General features: G+C 64.1%; 14 protein-coding genes. 9 read left to right on the plus strand and 5 right to left on the minus strand.

The window, feature by feature from the left end:
• Positions 1–391: 391 nt before the first annotated feature.
• The gene (locus B9Z48_RS08450; RefSeq protein ID WP_108377814.1) at positions 392–1198 is read right to left on the minus strand and encodes an IclR family transcriptional regulator; all 807 of its coding nucleotides are present in this window, start codon (positions 1196–1198) and stop codon (positions 392–394) included.
• A gap of 475 nt (positions 1199–1673) precedes the next feature.
• Here B9Z48_RS08450 and B9Z48_RS08455 point away from each other — a divergent pair, with 475 nt between their 5' ends.
• The 9 genes from B9Z48_RS08455 (at position 1674) to B9Z48_RS08495 (ending at position 12923) form a co-directional block, all read left to right on the plus strand.
• Entirely contained in the window at positions 1674–3296 is a 1623-nt protein-coding gene (locus B9Z48_RS08455; protein WP_108377936.1) for an acyl-CoA carboxylase subunit beta, read from the plus strand.
• A 12-nt stretch (positions 3297–3308) separates the two neighbouring features.
• Entirely contained in the window at positions 3309–4475 is a 1167-nt protein-coding gene (locus B9Z48_RS08460) for an acyl-CoA dehydrogenase family protein (protein WP_108377815.1), read from the plus strand.
• Between the two features lie 11 nt (positions 4476–4486).
• A complete protein-coding gene (locus tag B9Z48_RS08465; RefSeq protein WP_108377816.1) occupies positions 4487–5368 on the plus strand; it encodes an enoyl-CoA hydratase/isomerase family protein in 882 nt (293 codons plus the stop codon).
• Between the two features lie 7 nt (positions 5369–5375).
• Positions 5376–7484, plus strand: a complete 2109-nt coding sequence (locus B9Z48_RS08470; protein ID WP_108377817.1) for a biotin carboxylase N-terminal domain-containing protein — start codon at positions 5376–5378, stop codon at positions 7482–7484.
• Positions 7481–9301 carry an acyclic terpene utilization AtuA family protein gene (locus tag B9Z48_RS08475; RefSeq protein WP_108377818.1) on the plus strand — a complete coding sequence of 607 codons (1821 nt, stop codon included), beginning with the start codon at positions 7481–7483 and terminating at the stop codon, positions 9299–9301. The genes B9Z48_RS08470 and B9Z48_RS08475 overlap by 4 nt, the downstream gene beginning before the upstream one ends.
• Entirely contained in the window at positions 9298–10518 is a 1221-nt protein-coding gene (locus B9Z48_RS08480) for a CaiB/BaiF CoA-transferase family protein (protein ID WP_108377819.1), read from the plus strand. The genes B9Z48_RS08475 and B9Z48_RS08480 overlap by 4 nt, the downstream gene beginning before the upstream one ends.
• A 338-nt stretch (positions 10519–10856) precedes the next feature.
• Positions 10857–11177: a helix-turn-helix domain-containing protein gene (locus B9Z48_RS08485; RefSeq protein WP_108377820.1), complete on the plus strand. Its 321-nt coding sequence runs from the start codon at positions 10857–10859 to the stop codon at positions 11175–11177.
• A gap of 2 nt (positions 11178–11179) precedes the next feature.
• Positions 11180–12511 (plus strand): type II toxin-antitoxin system HipA family toxin, encoded by a 1332-nt coding sequence (locus tag B9Z48_RS08490; protein ID WP_108377821.1) that lies wholly within the window; start codon positions 11180–11182, stop codon positions 12509–12511.
• A gap of 28 nt (positions 12512–12539) precedes the next feature.
• Positions 12540–12923, plus strand: coding sequence for a type II toxin-antitoxin system HigA family antitoxin (locus B9Z48_RS08495; protein ID WP_108377822.1), 384 nt, complete (start codon positions 12540–12542; stop codon positions 12921–12923).
• A gap of 9 nt (positions 12924–12932) precedes the next feature.
• On the opposite strand, the gene B9Z48_RS08500 is transcribed toward B9Z48_RS08495, so the two are convergent.
• From B9Z48_RS08500 to B9Z48_RS08520, 4 genes are all read right to left on the minus strand, one after another.
• Positions 12933–13841, minus strand: coding sequence for a LysR substrate-binding domain-containing protein (locus tag B9Z48_RS08500; protein WP_108377823.1), 909 nt, complete (start codon positions 13839–13841; stop codon positions 12933–12935).
• 126 nt (positions 13842–13967) lie between these two features.
• Complete coding sequence (locus B9Z48_RS08505; RefSeq protein WP_108377824.1) at positions 13968–14807, minus strand: CoA ester lyase; 840 nt, start codon at positions 14805–14807, stop codon at positions 13968–13970.
• On the minus strand, positions 14804–16168 hold the full coding sequence (locus B9Z48_RS08510) for an MmgE/PrpD family protein (RefSeq protein ID WP_108377825.1): 1365 nt from the start codon (positions 16166–16168) through the stop codon (positions 14804–14806). Before B9Z48_RS08510 ends, B9Z48_RS08505 begins: the two co-directional genes overlap by 4 nt.
• Before the next feature lie 346 nt (positions 16169–16514).
• Complete coding sequence (locus tag B9Z48_RS08520; protein WP_108377827.1) at positions 16515–17696, minus strand: CaiB/BaiF CoA-transferase family protein; 1182 nt, start codon at positions 17694–17696, stop codon at positions 16515–16517.
• Positions 17697–17844 lie beyond the last annotated feature (148 nt).

Genomic DNA, 17844 nt, shown 5'->3' on the forward strand with positions numbered 1-17844 from the left:
GTTTTGGTGTATTTATTTGTAAAATACAGCACATTTAAGAACTCACAATTTTCGATTCAAGGCAAACCGGCAGGGATTGTGATGAATTTGAGAATTTGAAAGAGGCGCAGCTGGGCGCGTGATGAATCGGATTGGGTTTAATGAATTTGGGGATTTGAGAGGTGGGGGCCGTCCCCTGTCCCCTGTGGGAGCACCGCCCTCGATGCGATGAGGGGGGTGTGCGAGGCTTGATCGCGGCGGGGGCGCCGCTCCTACAGGGGGGAGAGCAACGCGGCCTGGGCGGTGGCGGTGGTCTGAGGGGCGCTATCGCTGTCCCTTGTGGGAGCACCGCCCTCGGTGCGATGAGGGCGATGGTGGTTTGCGGGGCTTGATCGCGGCGGGGGCGCCGCTCCTACAGGGGGAGAGGCAGCAGGGGAAAATGGCTGCGCATCAGAACGGCCAGTTCAGCGGCTCGGCCCAGAGGCAAGCGGCTGCGTGAAGCGCCGATCGACAAGGCTGCCATCGCCGTCTGGCCCACATGCCAGTGCAGGCCCACTGCGGCAATGCCTGCGGTGCTGCGGTAGGCGTGGCCGCGTTGGCGCGTGGATTGCACCCAGCGCTGCAGTTGAGCCTGAGCGACACCTTCGAGTGCGTACTGCGCTGCGTGGCGGGCATGGTGGGCTTGAATGGCGGCATCGTCCAGCAACGCCAACATGGCAATGCTGGCCACGCCCAGGCCGAGCAGACGCGTTTCTCCAACAGTCTGGCGGAACGAGGGCACCGCGTGTTGGCCCTGCTCCAGGTGCAGGCAGTGGCTGTAGTCGCCCATGCGCAGTACCAAAAATACGTTATCGCCGGTCAGCCGGGCCAAGGTTTTCATGGCACTTTGGCATTGGCGGACCCAGGCCGCCTGTCCCAAGCTGGCCGCCCCCCAAGCTGTGGCTTGCGTCCCCAAGGTGTAGAGGCCGGAGCTTTCATCGCGTTCAACCAAACCCGTGCCTTGCAGGCTGCCCAGCATGCGCCAGGCAGTGGTTCGGTCCAGGCCACTGAGTTTCACCAAGGCCTGCAAACTGATGCCCTGATCGTGGTGGCGGGCCACGAGGTTAACCAGGCCCATGGCGCGTTCGATGCTCTGTGCGCCGGTGCGGGAAGGCGTCACGGTCTTGGCGGAGGAATCTTGGCCGAGCAACTCGTTGGAAGGCTTGGCGTGTCTGCTCATGAATTGACCTTGTCTAAGTGGCTCAGGGCTGTTGGGGACTATCGCGGCGGGGGCGCCGCTCCTACAAAAAACTGCTGGGGACTATCGCGGCGGGGGCGCCGCTCCTACAAAAAACTGTTGGGGACTGTCGCGGCGGGGGCGCGGCTCCTACAAAAAAACTGTTGGGGACTGTCGCGGCGGGGGCGTCGCTCCTACAAAAAACTGCTGGGGACTGTCGCGGCGGGGGCGTCGCTCCTACAAAAACTGTTGGGGACTGTCGCGGCGGGGGCGCGGCTCCTACAAAAAAATTGTTGGGGACTGTCGCGGCGGGGGCGCGGCTCCTACAAAAAACTGTTGGGGACTGTCGCGGCGGGGGCGCGGCTTTCGCAGACAAACATCATCGGGCAGGATCCATAGGGAAAGCACCATGTGCACATTATGCACACCGGGTTTCCTGCGCATGGTCACGGAGCCCCGGCTGCGCTGCAATCGGGACATGACCCCTTTTCAGACCCAAATACAGACCACGTCGGACGCCTTTGCCGCGCAACGACAAGGCATGCTCGAACTGATTGCCGACTGGCATGCGCTGGAGCAACGCGCCAGTGACGCCTCGGCCAAATCGGCCGAGCGTTTTGCCAAACGCGGGGCTTTGCTGCCGCGTGAGCGCCTGGCGCAGTTGCTGGACCCTGGCGCACCGTTTTTGCCTTTGGCCACGCTGGCCGGTTACGGCATGGACAACCCGGACTTGTCACGCTGCGTGCCCGGCGGCTCGCAGCTGGCAGGCATTGGCCAGGTCAGTGGCGTGCGCTGCATGGTGGTGGTGACCGACTCGGGCATCGATGCCGGGGCCCTGACCGAAGCGGGCAACCAAAAGCTCATGCGCTGCCAAGAGATTGCGCTGCAAAACAAGCTGCCTTTTGTGCACCTGGTCGAGTCGGCAGGATCGAACTTGCGCAAGTACCGGGTTGAGAAATTCATCCGGGGCGGCGGCATGTTCTACAACCTGGCGCGCCTGTCTGCCGCTGGCTTGCCGGTGCTCACGGTGGTGCACGGCTCGTCCACCGCAGGCGGGGCCTACATGCCCGGCCTGTCGGATTACGTGATCATGGTGCGTGGCCAGGCCAAGGCCTTTTTGGCGGGGCCGCCTTTGCTGAAAGCCGCCACGGGCGAGATCGCCACCGACGAGGCCCTGGGCGGCACCGACATGCACGCCACCGTCAGCGGCCTGGCCGAATACGTGGCGCAAGACGACGCCCACGCGATTGCCCTGGCCCGCGAGGTGCTGGCCGCCATCGACTGGCCGCGTGCTGCCGTGCCCCCGCCCAAGCAAGCGCCGCGCCCTCCCCGGCTGTCGCCCGACGAACTGGCGGGCGTGATGGTGCTGGAACACCGCCAGCCCATCGACATGCGCGAAGTCATTGCCCGGCTGGTGGACGACTCGGCCTGGCTCGACTTCAAGCCCGACTACGGCAGCGCCACCGTGTGTGGCCACGCCCGCATCGACGGGTATGCGGTGGCCTTCATCAGCAACAACGGCCCCATCGACCCGGCGGGCGCGACCAAGGCGGCGCAGTTCATTCACCTGTGCAACCAGTCGGGCACGCCGATTGTGTTTTTGCAAAACACCACTGGCTTCATCGTGGGACGCGCCTCCGAAGAGGCCGGCATGATCAAGCACGGGGCCAAGATGATCCAGGCGCTGAGCAACTCGCAGGTGCCGCACATCACGCTGCACTGCGGCGCGTCTTTTGGCGCGGGCAATTACGGTATGTGCGGGCGTGCGTTTCACCCGCGTTTTTGTTTCTCGTGGCCCAACGCGCGCTCGGCCGTGATGGGCGGCGAGCAGGCGGCCACCACACTCGACATCGTGGCGCGTCAACAGGCCGAGCGCAGTGGCAAGCCGGTCGACGAGGCGCGGCTGCAAGCGCAAAAGTCTGAAATCGTGGCCCTGTTCGAGAGCCAAGCCAGTGCCTTCTACACCAGCGGGCATTTGCTGGACGACGGCATCATCGACCCACGCCAAACCCGCGAGGTGCTCTCACTCTTGCTGGCCACCGTGCGCGAAGCCGCTGCTCGCACCCCGCACGCGATGCAGTTTGCTGTCCCCCGTTTTTGAAAGTCCCCGCACATGATCTACACACCCGAACACCACGAACTGATGGCCAGCATCCGCCGTTTCATCAGCGCCGAAATCGACCCCTTTGTCGACGAATGGGAAGCCGCCGAAATCTTTCCGGCGCACGAGGTGTTTCGCAAGATGGGGCAGCTCGGCTTTTTGGGCATCACCAAACCCGAGGCCTATGGCGGCATGGGCCTGGACTTCAGCTACGCGCTGGCTGCCGCCGAGGCCATTGGCCACGTCAAGGCCCAGGGCGTGGGCATGGGCATTGGTGTGCAGGCCAACATGGCCACACCGGCGCTGGCCAGTTTTGGCTCGGATGAACTCAAACGCGAATTTTTGGCCCCAGCCATTGCGGGCGAAGTGGTGTGCAGCATCGGCGTGAGCGAGCAAGGCGCGGGCTCGGACGTGTCTTCGCTCAAGACCCGCGCACGGCGCGATGGCGACGACTACGTCATCAGCGGCTCCAAGATGTGGATCACCAACGGCACCCAGGCCGACTGGATCTGCCTGCTGTGCAACACCTCGGACGGCCCTTCGCACAAGAACAAGTCGCTCATCATCGTGCCGCTCAAAGATTCGGCAGGCCGCCGCGCCAAGGGCATTGAAGTGCAAAAGATCAAGAAGTTCGGCATGTGGAGCTCGGACACCGCGCAGATCTTTTTTGACGAGGTGCGCGTGCCGGTGCGCCACCGCATTGGCGAAGAAGGCATGGGCTTTATTTACCAGATGAAGCAATTTCAGGAAGAGCGCCTGGACGGCGCGGCGCGGCGTCTGGCCAGCATCGAGTTGATCGAGGAAACCGCCGACTACCTGCGCCAGCGCGTGGCCTTTGGCAAGCCGCTGCTCGACAACCAGTTCATCCAGTACAAGCTGGCCGAACTCAAGACCGAGATCGAAGCCCTTCGCGGCCTGATCTACATGGCCACCCACGCCTATGTGCAAGGGCAGGACGTGACCGAGCTGGCCTCGATGGCCAAGCTCAAGGCCGGACGCCTGGGCCGCGACGTGGCCGACTGGTGCATGCAGTTCCAGGGCGGCATGGGCTACACCTGGGACAACCGCGTCTCGCGTGCTTACCGCGATTACCGGCTCGGCTCGATTGGTGGCGGTGCCGACGAAGTGATGCTGATGGTGATTGCCCGCAAGATGGGGCTGATGGACCCGGCCAGTTGAAAGGGCAGACCATGACGTTTGACAACCTTCTCGTTCAACGAGAACACGGCATTTTGTGGATCACGCTGCACCACCCTGCGACCCGCAACGCGCTGTCGCCCGACATGGTGGCCGAGCTGTCGCAAACCATTGCGCACGCCGCCCAAGACAGCAGCGTGCGAGCTTTTGTGCTGCGCGGCAGTGCAGGCTTTTTCAGCGCGGGCGGCAATGTGGGCAACTTTCAGTCGCGCTTGCAGGCCAACGCGGATGATGGCGAAGACCCCGTGGTCAGCCGCAACCGGGCCTTTGGGTATGTGCTGCAGGCCCTCACCACCCTGCCCATGCCGGTGCTGGCAGTGGTCGAAGGTGCGGCCATGGGCGGCGGCATGGGCCTGGCCTGCTGTGCCGACATGGTGCTGGCCACTGAGGACGCCCGCTTTGCCCTGAGCGAAACCGGTTTGGGCCTGATCCCAGCGCAGATCGCGCCCTTTGTGCAAGCCCGCGTGGGCCGCCGGGTGGCGCTGCGCCTGGGCCTGAGCGGCGAACGCGTGAGCGGTGCGCTGGCCCAGCAGCTGGGCTTGGTGGACGCACTGGCCGCTGACAGCACTGCACTCGAAGCGTTGCAAGCTCAGTGGTTGAACCGCATTTTGGCGTGCGGGCCGCAGGCCAACCGCTTGCTCAAAGCTTTGCTGTCGCGTGACGTGGCCGGTGGCGCATCCGTTGACCATGGCCTCGGTGAATGGCTCGACGACGCGGCGCTGCGTTTTGCGCAATGCATGCGCGGCGAAGGCGCTGAAGGCATTGCCGCTTTCCGCGAACGCCGCGCCCCAAGCTGGTCCGCCACGCTGCAAGCGGCCGACGTGGCGCGCCTGCATGGCCGCGACACGGCCTCTTCTTCATCTGCCCCAGCCTGAGTTGCCAATGACCGTGAGCAAAAACATCCGCCCCTTCCACACCGTGCTGGTGGCCAACCGCGGCGAGATTGCGCTGCGCGTGCTGCGCACCGTGCTCCGCCTGGGCTATGGCACGGTGGCCGTGTATTCCGAAGCCGACCGTGACAGCCCGCATGTGCAGGCAGCTGAGCGCGCGGTGTGCATCGGCCCGGCAGCGCCTGCACAGTCCTACCTGAACATCGAGGCCATCCTGCAAGCGGCCCGGCTGGCCGGGGCCGACGCGGTGCACCCGGGTTATGGTTTTTTGTCTGAGAACGACGCCTTTGCCGACGCGGTGGATGCAGCGGGCCTGGTGTTCATCGGCCCGTCTGGCGACAGCATCCGCGCCATGGGCAACAAGGCCGGGGCCAAGCGGCTGATGCAAGGCTGGGGCATGCCCTGCATTCCCGGCTACGAAGGTCAGGATCAAAGCGACGAAGTGTTTGTGCGCGAAGCCGCACGCATCGGTTTTCCGATCATGTGCAAGGCCGCTGCCGGTGGCGGCGGGCGCGGCATGCGGCGGGTGGACACGCCCGATGCACTGCCTGCGGCGCTGTCCTCGGCCCGCTCGGAAGCGCGCACGGCTTTTGGGTCGGACGAGCTGATTTTGGAGCGCGCCCTCATCGACCCGCGCCATGTCGAAATCCAGTTGCTGGCCGACAGCCACGGGCAGGTGGTGCATCTGGGTGAACGGGATTGTTCGGTGCAGCGACGTCACCAAAAGCTGATCGAAGAAGCCCCCTCACCCGCCGTGAACGCCGAGCTGCGGGCACGCATGGGCCAGTTGGCGGTGGACAGCGCCCGCGCCATGGGCTATGTCGGCGCGGGCACCATGGAATTTTTGCTCGACGCCGAGGGGCAGTTTTATTTCATGGAGATGAACACCCGGCTGCAGGTCGAACACGCGGTGACCGAAGCCATCACCGGGATGGATTTGGTGGAGTGGCAGCTGCGTGTGGCCAGCGGTCAGGCTCTGCCCTGGCAGCAGGCCGACATCTGCTTGCAGGGTCACGCGATGGAGGTGCGGCTGACGGCCGAAGACGTGCCTGCAGGCTTTTTGCCGCAGACCGGCCCGGTGCTGCGCTGGCGGCCTCCGGTGGACCACGATGTGCGCATTGACAGTGCACTGCGCGAAGGCGGACAGGTCAGCCCGCACTACGACTCGATGGTGGCCAAGATCGTGGCGCATGGAAGCGACCGCGAAGAAGCACGGCGCAAGCTGCTGGCGGCTGTGCGCCAGTGCGTGCTGCTGGGGCTGCCCAGCAACCAGGGTTTTTTGGCGGACTGCCTGGCCGATGCGGTGTTTGTGCAGGGCGTGGGCGTGCACACCGGTTTTGTAGCCGAGCGCATGGGCTTGCCCCCGGCGGCGCCCGCGCCCATTTCGCAGACCGTGGCGCTGGCGGCCCTGGCCGCGCAAGTGAACAACTTGCCCACCAGCGACCATGGGCATGTGCACGCGGGTGCGCTGGGGCAAGGCCAAGCGCAAGGCCTGCTGCAATGGGGCGAGCAGCGCTGGCGTTACCGCATCCGCCCGACAAGCTGCCCGCAAGCATCCGATGCGGGCGCGGGCCCTAGCACAGCTTGGGAGGTGCAGTGCACAGCGTTGGGGGGTGTTGCACCTGCCGCAATCTCTGCTTCAACATCTGCCGCAATTCCTGACCACAATGCCCTGACGCCCGACACCCACACCACAACGCTGACGCATGTGCAGTGGCAAGACGCTGCACACACCGAACTGGCGCTGGAGTGCCAAGGTCTGCGCGAGCAGATTTGCAGCGCCCCCACCGACAGAGGCGTGCACATTTTTCATGCAGGCCGCGCCTGGGCTTTTGATTGCCCCGCCGCCCACGGCCAAACCGAGCAGGCCGCTGGCAGCGGCGCTGTGCTGGCCCCACTCACCGCCCGCGTGCTGCAGGTGATGGTGTCGCCGGGCCAGGCGGTGCAGGCGGGCGAACGCCTGCTGGTGCTCGAAGCCATGAAAATGGAACACACGCTGACCGCGCCGTTCACCGGCGTGGTGCGCGATCTGCGCGTGCAGTCGGGTGGGCAGGCCCTCAAAGGTGCGCTGCTGCTGCTGATCGAAGCGGAGGCGGCATGAGCGCCGCAGCGCAGCGCGTGCGCATCGGCGGGGCCTGCGGCTTTTGGGGCGACTCGGCCATGGCCACGCCGCAGCTCTTGCAGGTGCCGGGCCTGCAATATCTGGTGTACGACTACCTGGCCGAAACCACCATGGCGATCCTGGCCAAGGCCCGTGCCAAAGACCCGGCGCTGGGTTACGCCACCGACTTTGTGCAGGCCGTCATGACGCCGCACCTGCAGGCCATCCACGAGCGGGGCATCAAGGTGATTGCCAACGCGGGCGGTCTGAACCCCGAAGGCTGCCGCGATGCGCTGCTGCAGGTGGCTGAGCAGCAAGGCATCGCCCTGCGTGTGGCGGTGCTCACGGGTGATGACCTGATGCCACAAATGCCTGCGCTGCACGCGCAGGGCCTGCGCACCACCACCGACACACCCCTTCCCGAGCGCCCCCTGTCGGCCAACGCCTATGTGGGCGCACGCGGCATTGCCCAAGCCCTGGGCGCTGGGGCCGATGTGGTCATCACCGGCCGCTGCGTGGACAGCGCGGTGGTGCTGGGCGCGTTGGTGCACGAATTCGGCTGGTCCTGGCAAGACTGGGACCGCCTGTCGGCGGGCACGCTGGCAGGCCACCTGATCGAATGCGGTGCACAAGCCACGGGCGGGCTGTTCACCGACTGGCAAGACGTGCCCGACTGGGCCAACATCGGCTACCCGGTGATCGACGTGGCCCCCGATGGCAGCCTGGTGCTGAGCAAGCCCGAAGGCACGGGCGGCCTGATCCACCCCGGCGCGGTGGCCGAACAAATCCTTTACGAAGTGGGCGATCCGGCGAACTACCTCATGCCCGATGTGTGCTGCGACTGGCGGCATGTGCAGGTGGAGCGCACCGGCATGGACACCGTACAAGTCAGCGGCGCACGCGGCCTGCCCGCCCCCACCCACTACAAAGCCAACGCCACCTGGCAAGACGGCTATCAGCTGCAATTGATGTTGGCGATTCGCGGCATCGACGCGCCGCTCAAGGCCGAGCGCACCGCGCAAGCCCTGCTGACCCGCTCGCGCACCCTCATGGCTACGCAGGGCTTTGGCGATGACAGCGAGACCTGTGTGGAGCTGCTGGGCGGCGAGTCGCATTACGGCCCCCACGCACAGGCGCACACCGCCCGCGAAGTGGTGCTGCGCATCGCGGTGCGGCACGCCCAGGCCAAGGCGCTGGCGGTGTTGCAACGCGAATGCGCCAGCAGCGGCACTTCCATGGCGCCGGGCACCCGCTCTTCGTTTTCTGGGCGGGCTGATATCCAGCCTGTCATCAAGCTGTGTTCGTTCATGGTGCTCAAAAGCCAGGTGCACTTGCAGATGCAGTTGGGTGACGATGTGCAGGACGCGAGCGACCTGACCGTGTCACCAGTTGCCAACGCTATTGCCGTGTCCAGCACTGCGCCAGCGATGCCCGAGACGACCATTGCAAGCGATGAGCCTCTGCACGATTGCCGTTTAATCGACCTGGCCTGGGCGCGCAGTGGCGACAAGGGCGACGATGAAAACATCGGTGTCATCGCACGCCACGCCCGCGCCTGGGACTGGCTGCGCACACAGCTGCAAGCCCATCAGGTGCAGGCCTATTTCAGCCACCTGGTGCAAGGGCCGGTGCTGCGTTACGAAGTGCCCGGCTTGCAGGCGCTCAACTTTGTCTTGCACCAAGCACTGGGTGGTGGCGGCGTGTGCAGCCTGCGCTCAGACCCCTTGGGCAAATCCTTTGCGCAGATGCTGCTGGACATGCCGCTGCGCGTGCCCGCCTCGGTGCTGACGGCACCCACTTCTGGAGACCCCCCATGAGCGCCATCCTCGAAGGCATCAAGATCCTCGACCTGACCCGTGTGGTCGCGGGCCCCATGTGCACACAGATCCTGGCCGACATGGGAGCCACGGTCTACAAAATCGAAAAGCCCGGCGATGGCGACGACACGCGGCGCATGGGGCCTTTTTTGCAAGACCCCGCTACGGGCCAGCCCAGCAACGACTCGGCGCTGTACCTGGCCTATAACCGGGGCAAGCACTCGGTCACGGTGGACATGGCCACCCCTGAAGGCGCGCAATTGGTGCGCGATTTGGCGCTGCGCTGCGACGTGGTGGTCGAGAACTACAAAGTCGGCTCGCTGGCCAAATATGGCCTCGACGCAGCCAGCCTGCGGGGCCTGAAACCCGAGCTGATTTACTGCTCGGTCACCGGCTTTGGGCAAACCGGCCCTGATGCGCCCAAGCCCGCTTACGACTTCATCTTGCAAGGCATGGCCGGGCCGATGAGCACCTGCGGCCTGCCTGACGATGAGCCCGGTGGCGGCCCCATGCGCACGGCCATCCCGATGACCGACATGGTGACGGGCCTGTACGCCACCATCGGCATTTTGGGCGCGCTCATGCACCGGCAAAAAACCGGCGAAGGCCAAGTCATCGACGCCGCGATGCTGGACGCCACCGTCGCCTTCAATGGGCACCTGGCCGTGGGCTACCTGATGAACGGCAAGGTGCCACAACGCGTGGGCAACACCAATCCGATTGCATCGCCCTCTGAAGTGTTTGAGTGTGCTGAAGGTCGCATCATCATTTCGGCAGGCAACAACCAGCAGTTTCAGCGGATGTGCACCGTGTTGGGTGCACCCGACATGCCCACCGACCCGCGCTTTGCCACCAACATGCAACGCATCGCCCACCGCCGCGAACTGCAGGACGCCCTGCAAACGCTGGTGCACGGCCAACCCCGCGCACGGTTGCTGGAACAACTCAGCGCGGCCAACGTCCCGGCCGGACCACTCAACGACATGGCCCAAGTTTTTACAAACCCACAAACCCAACACCGCCAAATGGTGGTGGAACTGCCCCACAGCTCAGGCCAGACCGTGCGCCTGGTGCGCAGCCCACTGAACTGGTCGGCATCGCCCGTGACACACAAAGCGCCGCCACGGCTGGGTGAACACAGCCTGCAAGCCCTGCGCGACGAGCTGGGGCTGAGTGATGCGCAAGTGGCGGGGCTGGTGGCGCGGGGGGTGGTTTGAGGGGGGAGATGGGGTGTTCAACAGCTTATGGTTATTTTGATGCTTTATTTATCATCAAAGAAGTGACGGAACGATCCAATACGTGATGCTGTATTCAACATCAATTGATCAAATGGAACGATCAAAAAAATTGACAGCCCAGTGCTCCATCATCATTTTATTCAGTGGATTTCAAGGTAAATGCCAAGCTACCGGTGAAAACAGTGATCTTTTAAATGATGATATATTTGCCATCTGATTGGTTGAACTGAGGGGGCTAAACCCTTCGATGAATCACCTCAATTGATGATAAATAAAGCACAATTTTCCGTCTGCTGAACCGCCCTGGAGGAGCACCCATGTCTATGCACCTGTCAAACTTGCCCGAGCTGGGATTGGAAATAGCTCGCCTGCGACGTGATCAGGGCCTCTCCCAACGTGAGCTGGGCAAGCTTTCTGGCCTGGCCCAGTCCACGCTGGCTCGGCTGGAGACGGGCCAACTCAGCGAATTTGGCTCCCGAAAACTCCTGCGTCTGCTGGAGGTGCTGGGGGCGGGCCTGAGCGTCAGCCCATTGCGTGGGTCAGGGGCCAGCTTTACCCTGGATGACGCGCTGGCCGAGCGCCGAGCACAGGTTGAATTTGAAGCCCAACACCCGATGACTCAACGGGCCAGGGGATAACCATGAGACTGACCGTCTTTGTCCATGACACCCCAGTGGCCACGCTGGACTCACCCGATGGTTTTGGGCATGTGCTCTCCTACTACCCTACGGCCAAGCCCGAGCAATTCACCTCCTTGCTCATGCCCGTGCGCACCCAGTCCTACAACTACCCGGAGCTGCACCCGCTCTTTCGGATGAACCTGCCAGAGGGCTTCCTGCTCTCGGTGCTGCAGGAGCGCCTGGGTCCCCATGTCGGCGCTTCGCCCCTGAACCTGCTGAGCGTGGTCGGACGCAATGCCATCGGGCGCGTGAAGGTCGCTCCTGAAGGCGCAGACCCCAAGTCGCCACCGGTGGCCTTCGAGGTCCGACACATCTTGCGCGGTGACAACTCGGAGCAGGCCTTCATGAGCTTGGTGCGGGAGTTCGCCGTCAGCGGGGTCAGCGGCGTGGTGCCCAAGTTCCTTGCGCCGGCAGCTGCGGGCCAGGATGCCAACAAGCTGCCCGGCAAGACCACACTGGCCACCGAAAAATTCATCGTCAAGGGCACGCCCGCTTCCCTGCCCAAGGTGGCCCTGAACGAGCATTTCTGCATGCAAGTGGCGCAGCGCGCCTTTGGCAATGCCGCAAAAACCGAGGTCTCCGACGACGCACAGGCCTTGGTCGTGCACCGCTTTGACTACGAAGAAGACGGCCAGACACGTTTGGGCATGGAAGATCTTTGCAGCCTGCTTTCATTGCGCCCAGAACAGAAATACGACGCCACCTGGGAGCGCGTGGCCAATCGCATCAAGGACGTGACACCAGTTGGACAACAGGCCGCCGCACTCTCGGACTTGGGCAACCTTTTGCTGCTGACCTATGCGCTGCGCAACGCGGACTGCCACACCAAGAACATTGCCCTGCTCTACTCGAGCAGACAGGATGTGCGACTGGCGCCTGTCTACGACATGCTCAGCATCACCGTCTACGATGACTATTGCAACAATCCACCAGGCATGTCCATCCAAGGCCGCCAGACATGGCACCCGGGTAAGGCACTGCCCCTGTTTTTGCAGCACTACTGTGGCATCGGTTTGGCTGCGGTCCAGGCCAAAGTGGAGCGCGTGTGTGAGGCCATCGTGGAGGTATCACCAGAAGTGTTGCGCGCCACGCGCGACAACAAGCACTTCACCGAGGTAGGCGTGCGCATGCTGAGAGCCTGGAACGAAGGCATGAACAGCCTTCGTCTGCAAAAAGCCTGGAGCCTGCCGAACTTGGATCACCTGTTAGAAGATGAGGCACTGGCCAAGGTAGCCGACCCGAAAGCACCCAGAAAGGTCCTGGGCCGCAGCCCTTTGAAACTGATGAGTTGAGGTATTGGTCGACTCAAGAAGATTGAGCATGGAAATCCGCACCATTCATAACAAAAAAGAATACAAAGCCGCACTGGATGAAATCGAGCAGCTTTGGTCTGCCCCCGCCAAATCCCCGCAAGCCGAGCGACTGGATGTGCTCACGCTGCTGGTCGAGCATTACGAGAGAACTCACTATCCCATTGCCGATCCTGACCCCATTGAATTCATTGAGCATGTCATGGAAAGTCGTGCTCTGACCCGCAAAGACCTGGAACCCATGATTGGGCCTCGTGGCCGTGTTGCCGACATCTTGAACAGAAGGCGCCCGCTGACACTGGAGATGATCCGTCGCTTGGTCACCCAGCTTCAGTTGCCTGCGGAGGTTTTGATCCAGCCTTATCTTTTGCGGGATGAATTGTTGGCCGCTTGAGGCATGTCCTCAAGCCATCGCCAGCCTTGCATCCTCTGACAACAAATCAATCAAGTCCCGCGCAAAGTTGGGCAACTCGTCGAAGTTGCGCACGCAAATCTGCATGGAACGAATCGCCCATGCGTCGGACAGGGGCACCAGGCGGATGGCCATGCTGCGGGCGTGGCGGCGGGCGGCCGATTCGGGCAGCACGCCCACGCCCACACCGGCTTCGATCATGCGGCAGGCCGACTCGAAGCTGCTGACCTGGATGCGCACCTTGAGCGGCTTGTTCAGCTGCTCACATTCGCGGTTCAAGAACCCATGCAGCGCGCTCGCTTCGTGCAGGCCCACATGGTCAAACTCCAGCGCGTCGATCAGCGGCATGCTGGGCAAGTCGGCCACGGGGTGCAGATGCGGCACCACCAGCACCAGGCTGTCGGAGCGGTAGGGCAGGGTTTGCAGGTTTTCGGTGCGGACTGATCCGGCCACGATGCCGATGTCAGTCTTGCCGTCCATCACGGCGCGCACGATTTCGTTGGAAAGTTTTTCTTGCAGATCGATGTTCACATCGGGGTGCGTGGCCAGGTAGCGCTTGAGCACCTCGGGCAAGAACTCGCCCAGGGCCGTGGTGTTGGCGTACACGCGCAGGTGGCCTTTGATGCCACTGGCGTATTCCTGCAGGTCGCCGCGCAGGTGTTCGATCTGGCCCAGCACCAGCCGCGCCCGGTGCACAAAGGCTTGCCCCGGTGGCGTGAGGGTCACGCCCTGGCTGTGGCGGTTGAGCAGCTTGGCACCGATGCTTTCTTCAAGGTTTTTGATGCGCGTGCTGGCCGCAGGCAGCGAGATGTGCGAGGCCTCGGCCCCTTTGGTGAGGCTGTTGGCTTCGGCCACCCGCACCATGAGGCGCAAATCCACCAGATCGAAATGAACAGACATGGGGGGATTGTGCCAGTGGGGTGGGGTTGAGCGGCGACGCGGTCGGAGGTTTGGGTAGTAGCGCACCCCGTGCGCGATTGTTTTTAAAAGGGCGTGTGCCACGCCCATCGCCCACGGGGTGGGCTCCTACAGGATCAGCAAAATCTGACGCGCCAGCAGCAGCACCGGTGGGTCGACCATCTTGCCGTCCACACTGAACGCGCCGCCGCCCGCTGCCACTTCGGCGGCCAGCACGCGGCGGGCCCAGTCGCACTCGGCTTCGGTGGGGGCCAGGGCTTGGTGCACGCCCGCCACTTGTGCAGGGTGGATGCACAGCTTGGCACCAAAGCCAAATCGGCGGCTGCGCTGCGCGTCTTGCGACAACACCTGCGCGTCGGTGGTGGCGGTGGTCACGCCGTCCACCGGGGCGGGCAGGACCGCGCGGCGCGAGGCCACCACCATGGCCAGCCGGATGGGGGCGAGTTCTGCTTCATCGGGGCCGCAGCGCATGCCCAAATCGGCCTGCAGGTCGATGTGGCCCAGACCCAAGCGCAAGGTGCCTGCTGCCCGGGCTATGGCGTCCATCTGCCCCACACCTTCGGCGCTTTCGATCAAAGGCAAAACCAGCATGCTGCTGGTGCGAAAAGCCTGCTCGACCTGTTGTGCGTTTTCGGCCTTGGGCAGCATGAGCGCGCCCAGACCCATCAGGCTGGCCACTGCGGCCAGATCGGCTGCGTGCCAGGGTGTGCCCGCCGGGTTCACACGCACCAGCAGGCGCGCGCGCTCGGCTGCGTCCAAGCCAGACCAAGCGGCCAACAGCGCATCACGCGCCGTGGCTTTGGCATCCAGCGGCACGGCGTCTTCCAGATCGATGATGACCGCATCGGCACCGCTGGCCAAAGCCTTGGCGAAGCGCTCGGGACGATTGCCGGGCACAAACAAAAAGCTGCGCGCCAGCGACAGTGGCGATGACCCTGGCCCGCTCATGACAGCAAAGCCCCCACCTTGGGCCAAGTGGCCACTTGCCAGAGCGCGTCCACGCTTTGGCGCATGGCCTCAGGCGTAGCACCGCCGCTGAAGGCGGCCAGGCGCAGGGCTTTGTCGGTGATCTCTTGACGCGAGAGGGTGTTGCCCGGATCGCCCTTGGGCTCGTCCACGCGGCCGTGCAACACGCGGCCGTCGGTGGTGGTGACGGTGACTTTGCCGATCCAGCGCTTGGGGTAAGCGCCGTCCACTTCGGCGTCGAGCACCATGCTGACCTTGTCGCGCAGGGCCTGCGTCTGCTGGCTCAAGAAGTCACGGTCGAATTCGGTCAAGCCCGCGTGGCCGTGCTGCGCCACCAGCGCCAGCACCGTGCCCATCGAAAACTTGCTCTGGTGCACCGTGGTGGGTTGCACCACCGGGCCGAGGACGTCGATGGCACCTTGGTGCACATGGGTCACCACTTGGGCCAGGTCATCGAGCTTGAGGCCGTTGGTTTGCATGACGTGCAGCAGCGCATCGGCCGCCGGGTGCGTGTGGCGGCAGCTGGCGTGGTACTTGAACGAGGTCTCGGCCGTGGCCCAGCGTGTGCCCAGGCCGTCCACCAATCGGCTCGGGTCGGCGTCGCTCGACATGCCCACGGCCATGCCTTGTGGGCCTTCCAGAATTTCTGCAGCGCCCGTGAAGCCGTCTTTGGCCAAGTAGGCTGACATGAGGCCCGCTGCGGCGGCGTGCGCGGTGTGCAACTGCTTGCTGTCGGCGGCGGTGCGCAAGAACTCCCACAGGCCTGCCGACTGTGTGCCGGCCGAGCCCAACGCGTGCTGCATTTGCTGCGCGTTCAGGCCCAGCAGGTGGCCCACAGCAGCGGCCGCTGCCAGCGTGCCTGCGGTGCCGGTGGTGTGGAACACGCGGTAGTGCGAGCGCCCCAAAAATTCACCCACACGGATGCCGACTTCGTAGCCGACCACCGATGCGGCCAGCAGTTGCTGGCCGCTTGCGCCCAAGGCTTGAGCCACCGCCACGGCGGGCGGAAACACCACCGTGGCCGGGTGGAACACCGAGCCGTTGTGCACATCGTCCTGCTCGGCTACATGCGAGGCCGCGGCGTTGGCCATGGCCGCCAAATAGGGCGTGGTGCGTGCGCGGTTGATGATCACTTCACTCGGACCTTCGCCCGCGCCCATGGCCTGCGCGAAACGGGTGATGGACTCCACCGGGCGCGAGCCGTGCCCGGCCACGGCCGAACCAAACCAGTCGACCAACAGGTCTTCGATCTTGCGGACCACCGGCTCGGGGATGTCTTCGAAACGCAGCGCGGATGCGAAGGCGGCGAGTTGGGCGGTTTTGGATGTCGTGTTGTTTGTCATGACTGTCTCCTTGTGTTTTGTCTCAAATGGCTTGGCTGATCCCTGTCGGGGCTAAAGCCGCCGACCTACGGGAAACCGCAGGCCTCGCCTTGTGGGTGGGCTGCTTCGGCTCCGACAGCGCCGGTTCTGCGCAGGTCCATGTCGGGGCTGAAGCCGCCGACCTACGGGAAACCGCAGGCCTCGCCTTGTGGGTGGGCTGCTTCGGCTCCGACAGCGCCGGTTCTGCGCAGGTCCATGTCGGGGCTAAAGCCACCGACCTACGGGAAACCGCAGGCCTCGCCTTGTAGGTCGGTGGCTTTAGCCCCGACATGTGTCCGCTCAGGCAAACATCCATGGATCGCCTGACTCAAATGGCCTGCTGATGACGCAGCGCTTGCACCGCCGCGTCGTCCAGCCCCAGCTCGCGCAAGATGGCCTCGGTGTGCTCACCCACGGCGGGCACGGCGTCCATGCGGTAGTCGTAGCGGTTGTTGCGCCCGGGCGGCAGCAGGGCGGGGATGTCGCCCGCAGGTGAGCCCACCTTGTGCCAGCGCTCGCGCGCCTTGAGCTGCGGGTGCGCCCAGACACCGGCCATGTCGTTCATGCGGGCGTTGGCAATTTGCGCCTCGTCCAGCCGCGCCTCGACCTCGGACGTGGTCATGGGGGCAAACACGCCCAAGATGAGTTGCTTGAGCTGCGCTCGGTTGACGTTGCGCAAGGCGTTGGTGCAAAAGCGCGCATCGCTGGCCAGGGCGGCATCGCCCAGCACCACCTCGCAAAACACTTTCCACTCGCGTTCGTTTTGCAGGCCCAGCATCACGGTGCCACCGTCGCCCGCCGCAAACGGGCCATAGGGATAGATGCTGGCGTGTGAGGCGGCGCTGCGTGTCGGGGGAGTGGCGCCGTCGTAGGCGTAGTACAGCGGGTAACCCATCCACTCGGCTAACGCTTCGAGCATGGACACGTCGATGTGACTGCCCTGGCCGGTTTTGCCGCGCAGCAGCAGAGCCGACAGGATGTTGGTGTAGGCGTACATGCCGGCCGCGATGTCGGCGATCGAGTTGCCGGTTTTGGACGGGTCTTCGGGCGTGCCCGTGATGGACAACATGCCCGCCTCGCTCTGAATCAAGAGGTCATAGGCTTTCTTGTCGCGGTAGGGGCCGTCTTCGCCGTAGCCCGAGATGTCGCACACGATCAACTTCGGGTGTTTGGGGCTGAGCGCCTCAAACGACAAACCCATGCGCGCAGCCGCGCCGGGCGCGAGGTTTTGCACCAGCACGTCGGCGCTTTGCAGCAGGCTGCTGAGCACAGCCATGGCGTCGGGATTTTTGAGGTCCAGCGTCAGGCTTTCTTTAGAGCGGTTGGTCCACACAAAGTGCGAAGACTGGCCGCGCACCCGCGTGTCGTAGGCGCGGGCAAAGTCGCCCGCGCCGGGGCGTTCGATCTTGATGACGCGCGCGCCCAGGTCGGCCAGTTGGCGTGTGCAGAACGGCGCGGCAATCGCGTGTTCGAGAGAGATGACGGTGATGCCGTCGAGGGGTCTGGTCATCGTGTGCACCTTATGGAGATGGAGCGATGGGGGTGGTGTGCAAGACGCTCATCGCGGCGGGGGCGCCGCTCCCACAGGGGAACTGCATGCTCTTTGTGGGAGCCTCACCCCCACAAGGGAACTGCTTGTGCTTTGTGGGAGTCCTACC

The organism is Limnohabitans sp. WS1 (assembly GCF_003063265.1).
Taxonomy (GTDB): Bacteria; Pseudomonadota; Gammaproteobacteria; order Burkholderiales; family Burkholderiaceae_C; genus Limnohabitans_A.

Excerpts from the sequence above, each read along its gene's own strand:
- B9Z48_RS08495 (WP_108377822.1), top strand. The coding sequence starts at position 12,540 with ATGGAAATCCGCACCATTCATAACAAAAAAGAATACAAAGCCGCACTG.
- B9Z48_RS08485 (WP_108377820.1), top strand. The coding sequence starts at position 10,857 with ATGTCTATGCACCTGTCAAACTTGCCCGAGCTGGGATTGGAAATAGCT.
- B9Z48_RS08450 (WP_108377814.1), bottom strand. The coding sequence starts at position 1,198 with ATGAGCAGACACGCCAAGCCTTCCAACGAGTTGCTCGGCCAAGATTCC.
- B9Z48_RS08470 (WP_108377817.1), top strand. The coding sequence starts at position 5,376 with ATGACCGTGAGCAAAAACATCCGCCCCTTCCACACCGTGCTGGTGGCC.
- B9Z48_RS08500 (WP_108377823.1), bottom strand. The coding sequence starts at position 13,841 with ATGTCTGTTCATTTCGATCTGGTGGATTTGCGCCTCATGGTGCGGGTG.
- B9Z48_RS08455 (WP_108377936.1), top strand. The coding sequence starts at position 1,674 with ATGACCCCTTTTCAGACCCAAATACAGACCACGTCGGACGCCTTTGCC.
- B9Z48_RS08460 (WP_108377815.1), top strand. The coding sequence starts at position 3,309 with ATGATCTACACACCCGAACACCACGAACTGATGGCCAGCATCCGCCGT.
- B9Z48_RS08520 (WP_108377827.1), bottom strand. The coding sequence starts at position 17,696 with ATGACCAGACCCCTCGACGGCATCACCGTCATCTCTCTCGAACACGCG.
- B9Z48_RS08465 (WP_108377816.1), top strand. The coding sequence starts at position 4,487 with ATGACGTTTGACAACCTTCTCGTTCAACGAGAACACGGCATTTTGTGG.
- B9Z48_RS08490 (WP_108377821.1), top strand. The coding sequence starts at position 11,180 with ATGAGACTGACCGTCTTTGTCCATGACACCCCAGTGGCCACGCTGGAC.
- B9Z48_RS08510 (WP_108377825.1), bottom strand. The coding sequence starts at position 16,168 with ATGACAAACAACACGACATCCAAAACCGCCCAACTCGCCGCCTTCGCA.
- B9Z48_RS08505 (WP_108377824.1), bottom strand. The coding sequence starts at position 14,807 with ATGAGCGGGCCAGGGTCATCGCCACTGTCGCTGGCGCGCAGCTTTTTG.
- B9Z48_RS08475 (WP_108377818.1), top strand. The coding sequence starts at position 7,481 with ATGAGCGCCGCAGCGCAGCGCGTGCGCATCGGCGGGGCCTGCGGCTTT.
- B9Z48_RS08480 (WP_108377819.1), top strand. The coding sequence starts at position 9,298 with ATGAGCGCCATCCTCGAAGGCATCAAGATCCTCGACCTGACCCGTGTG.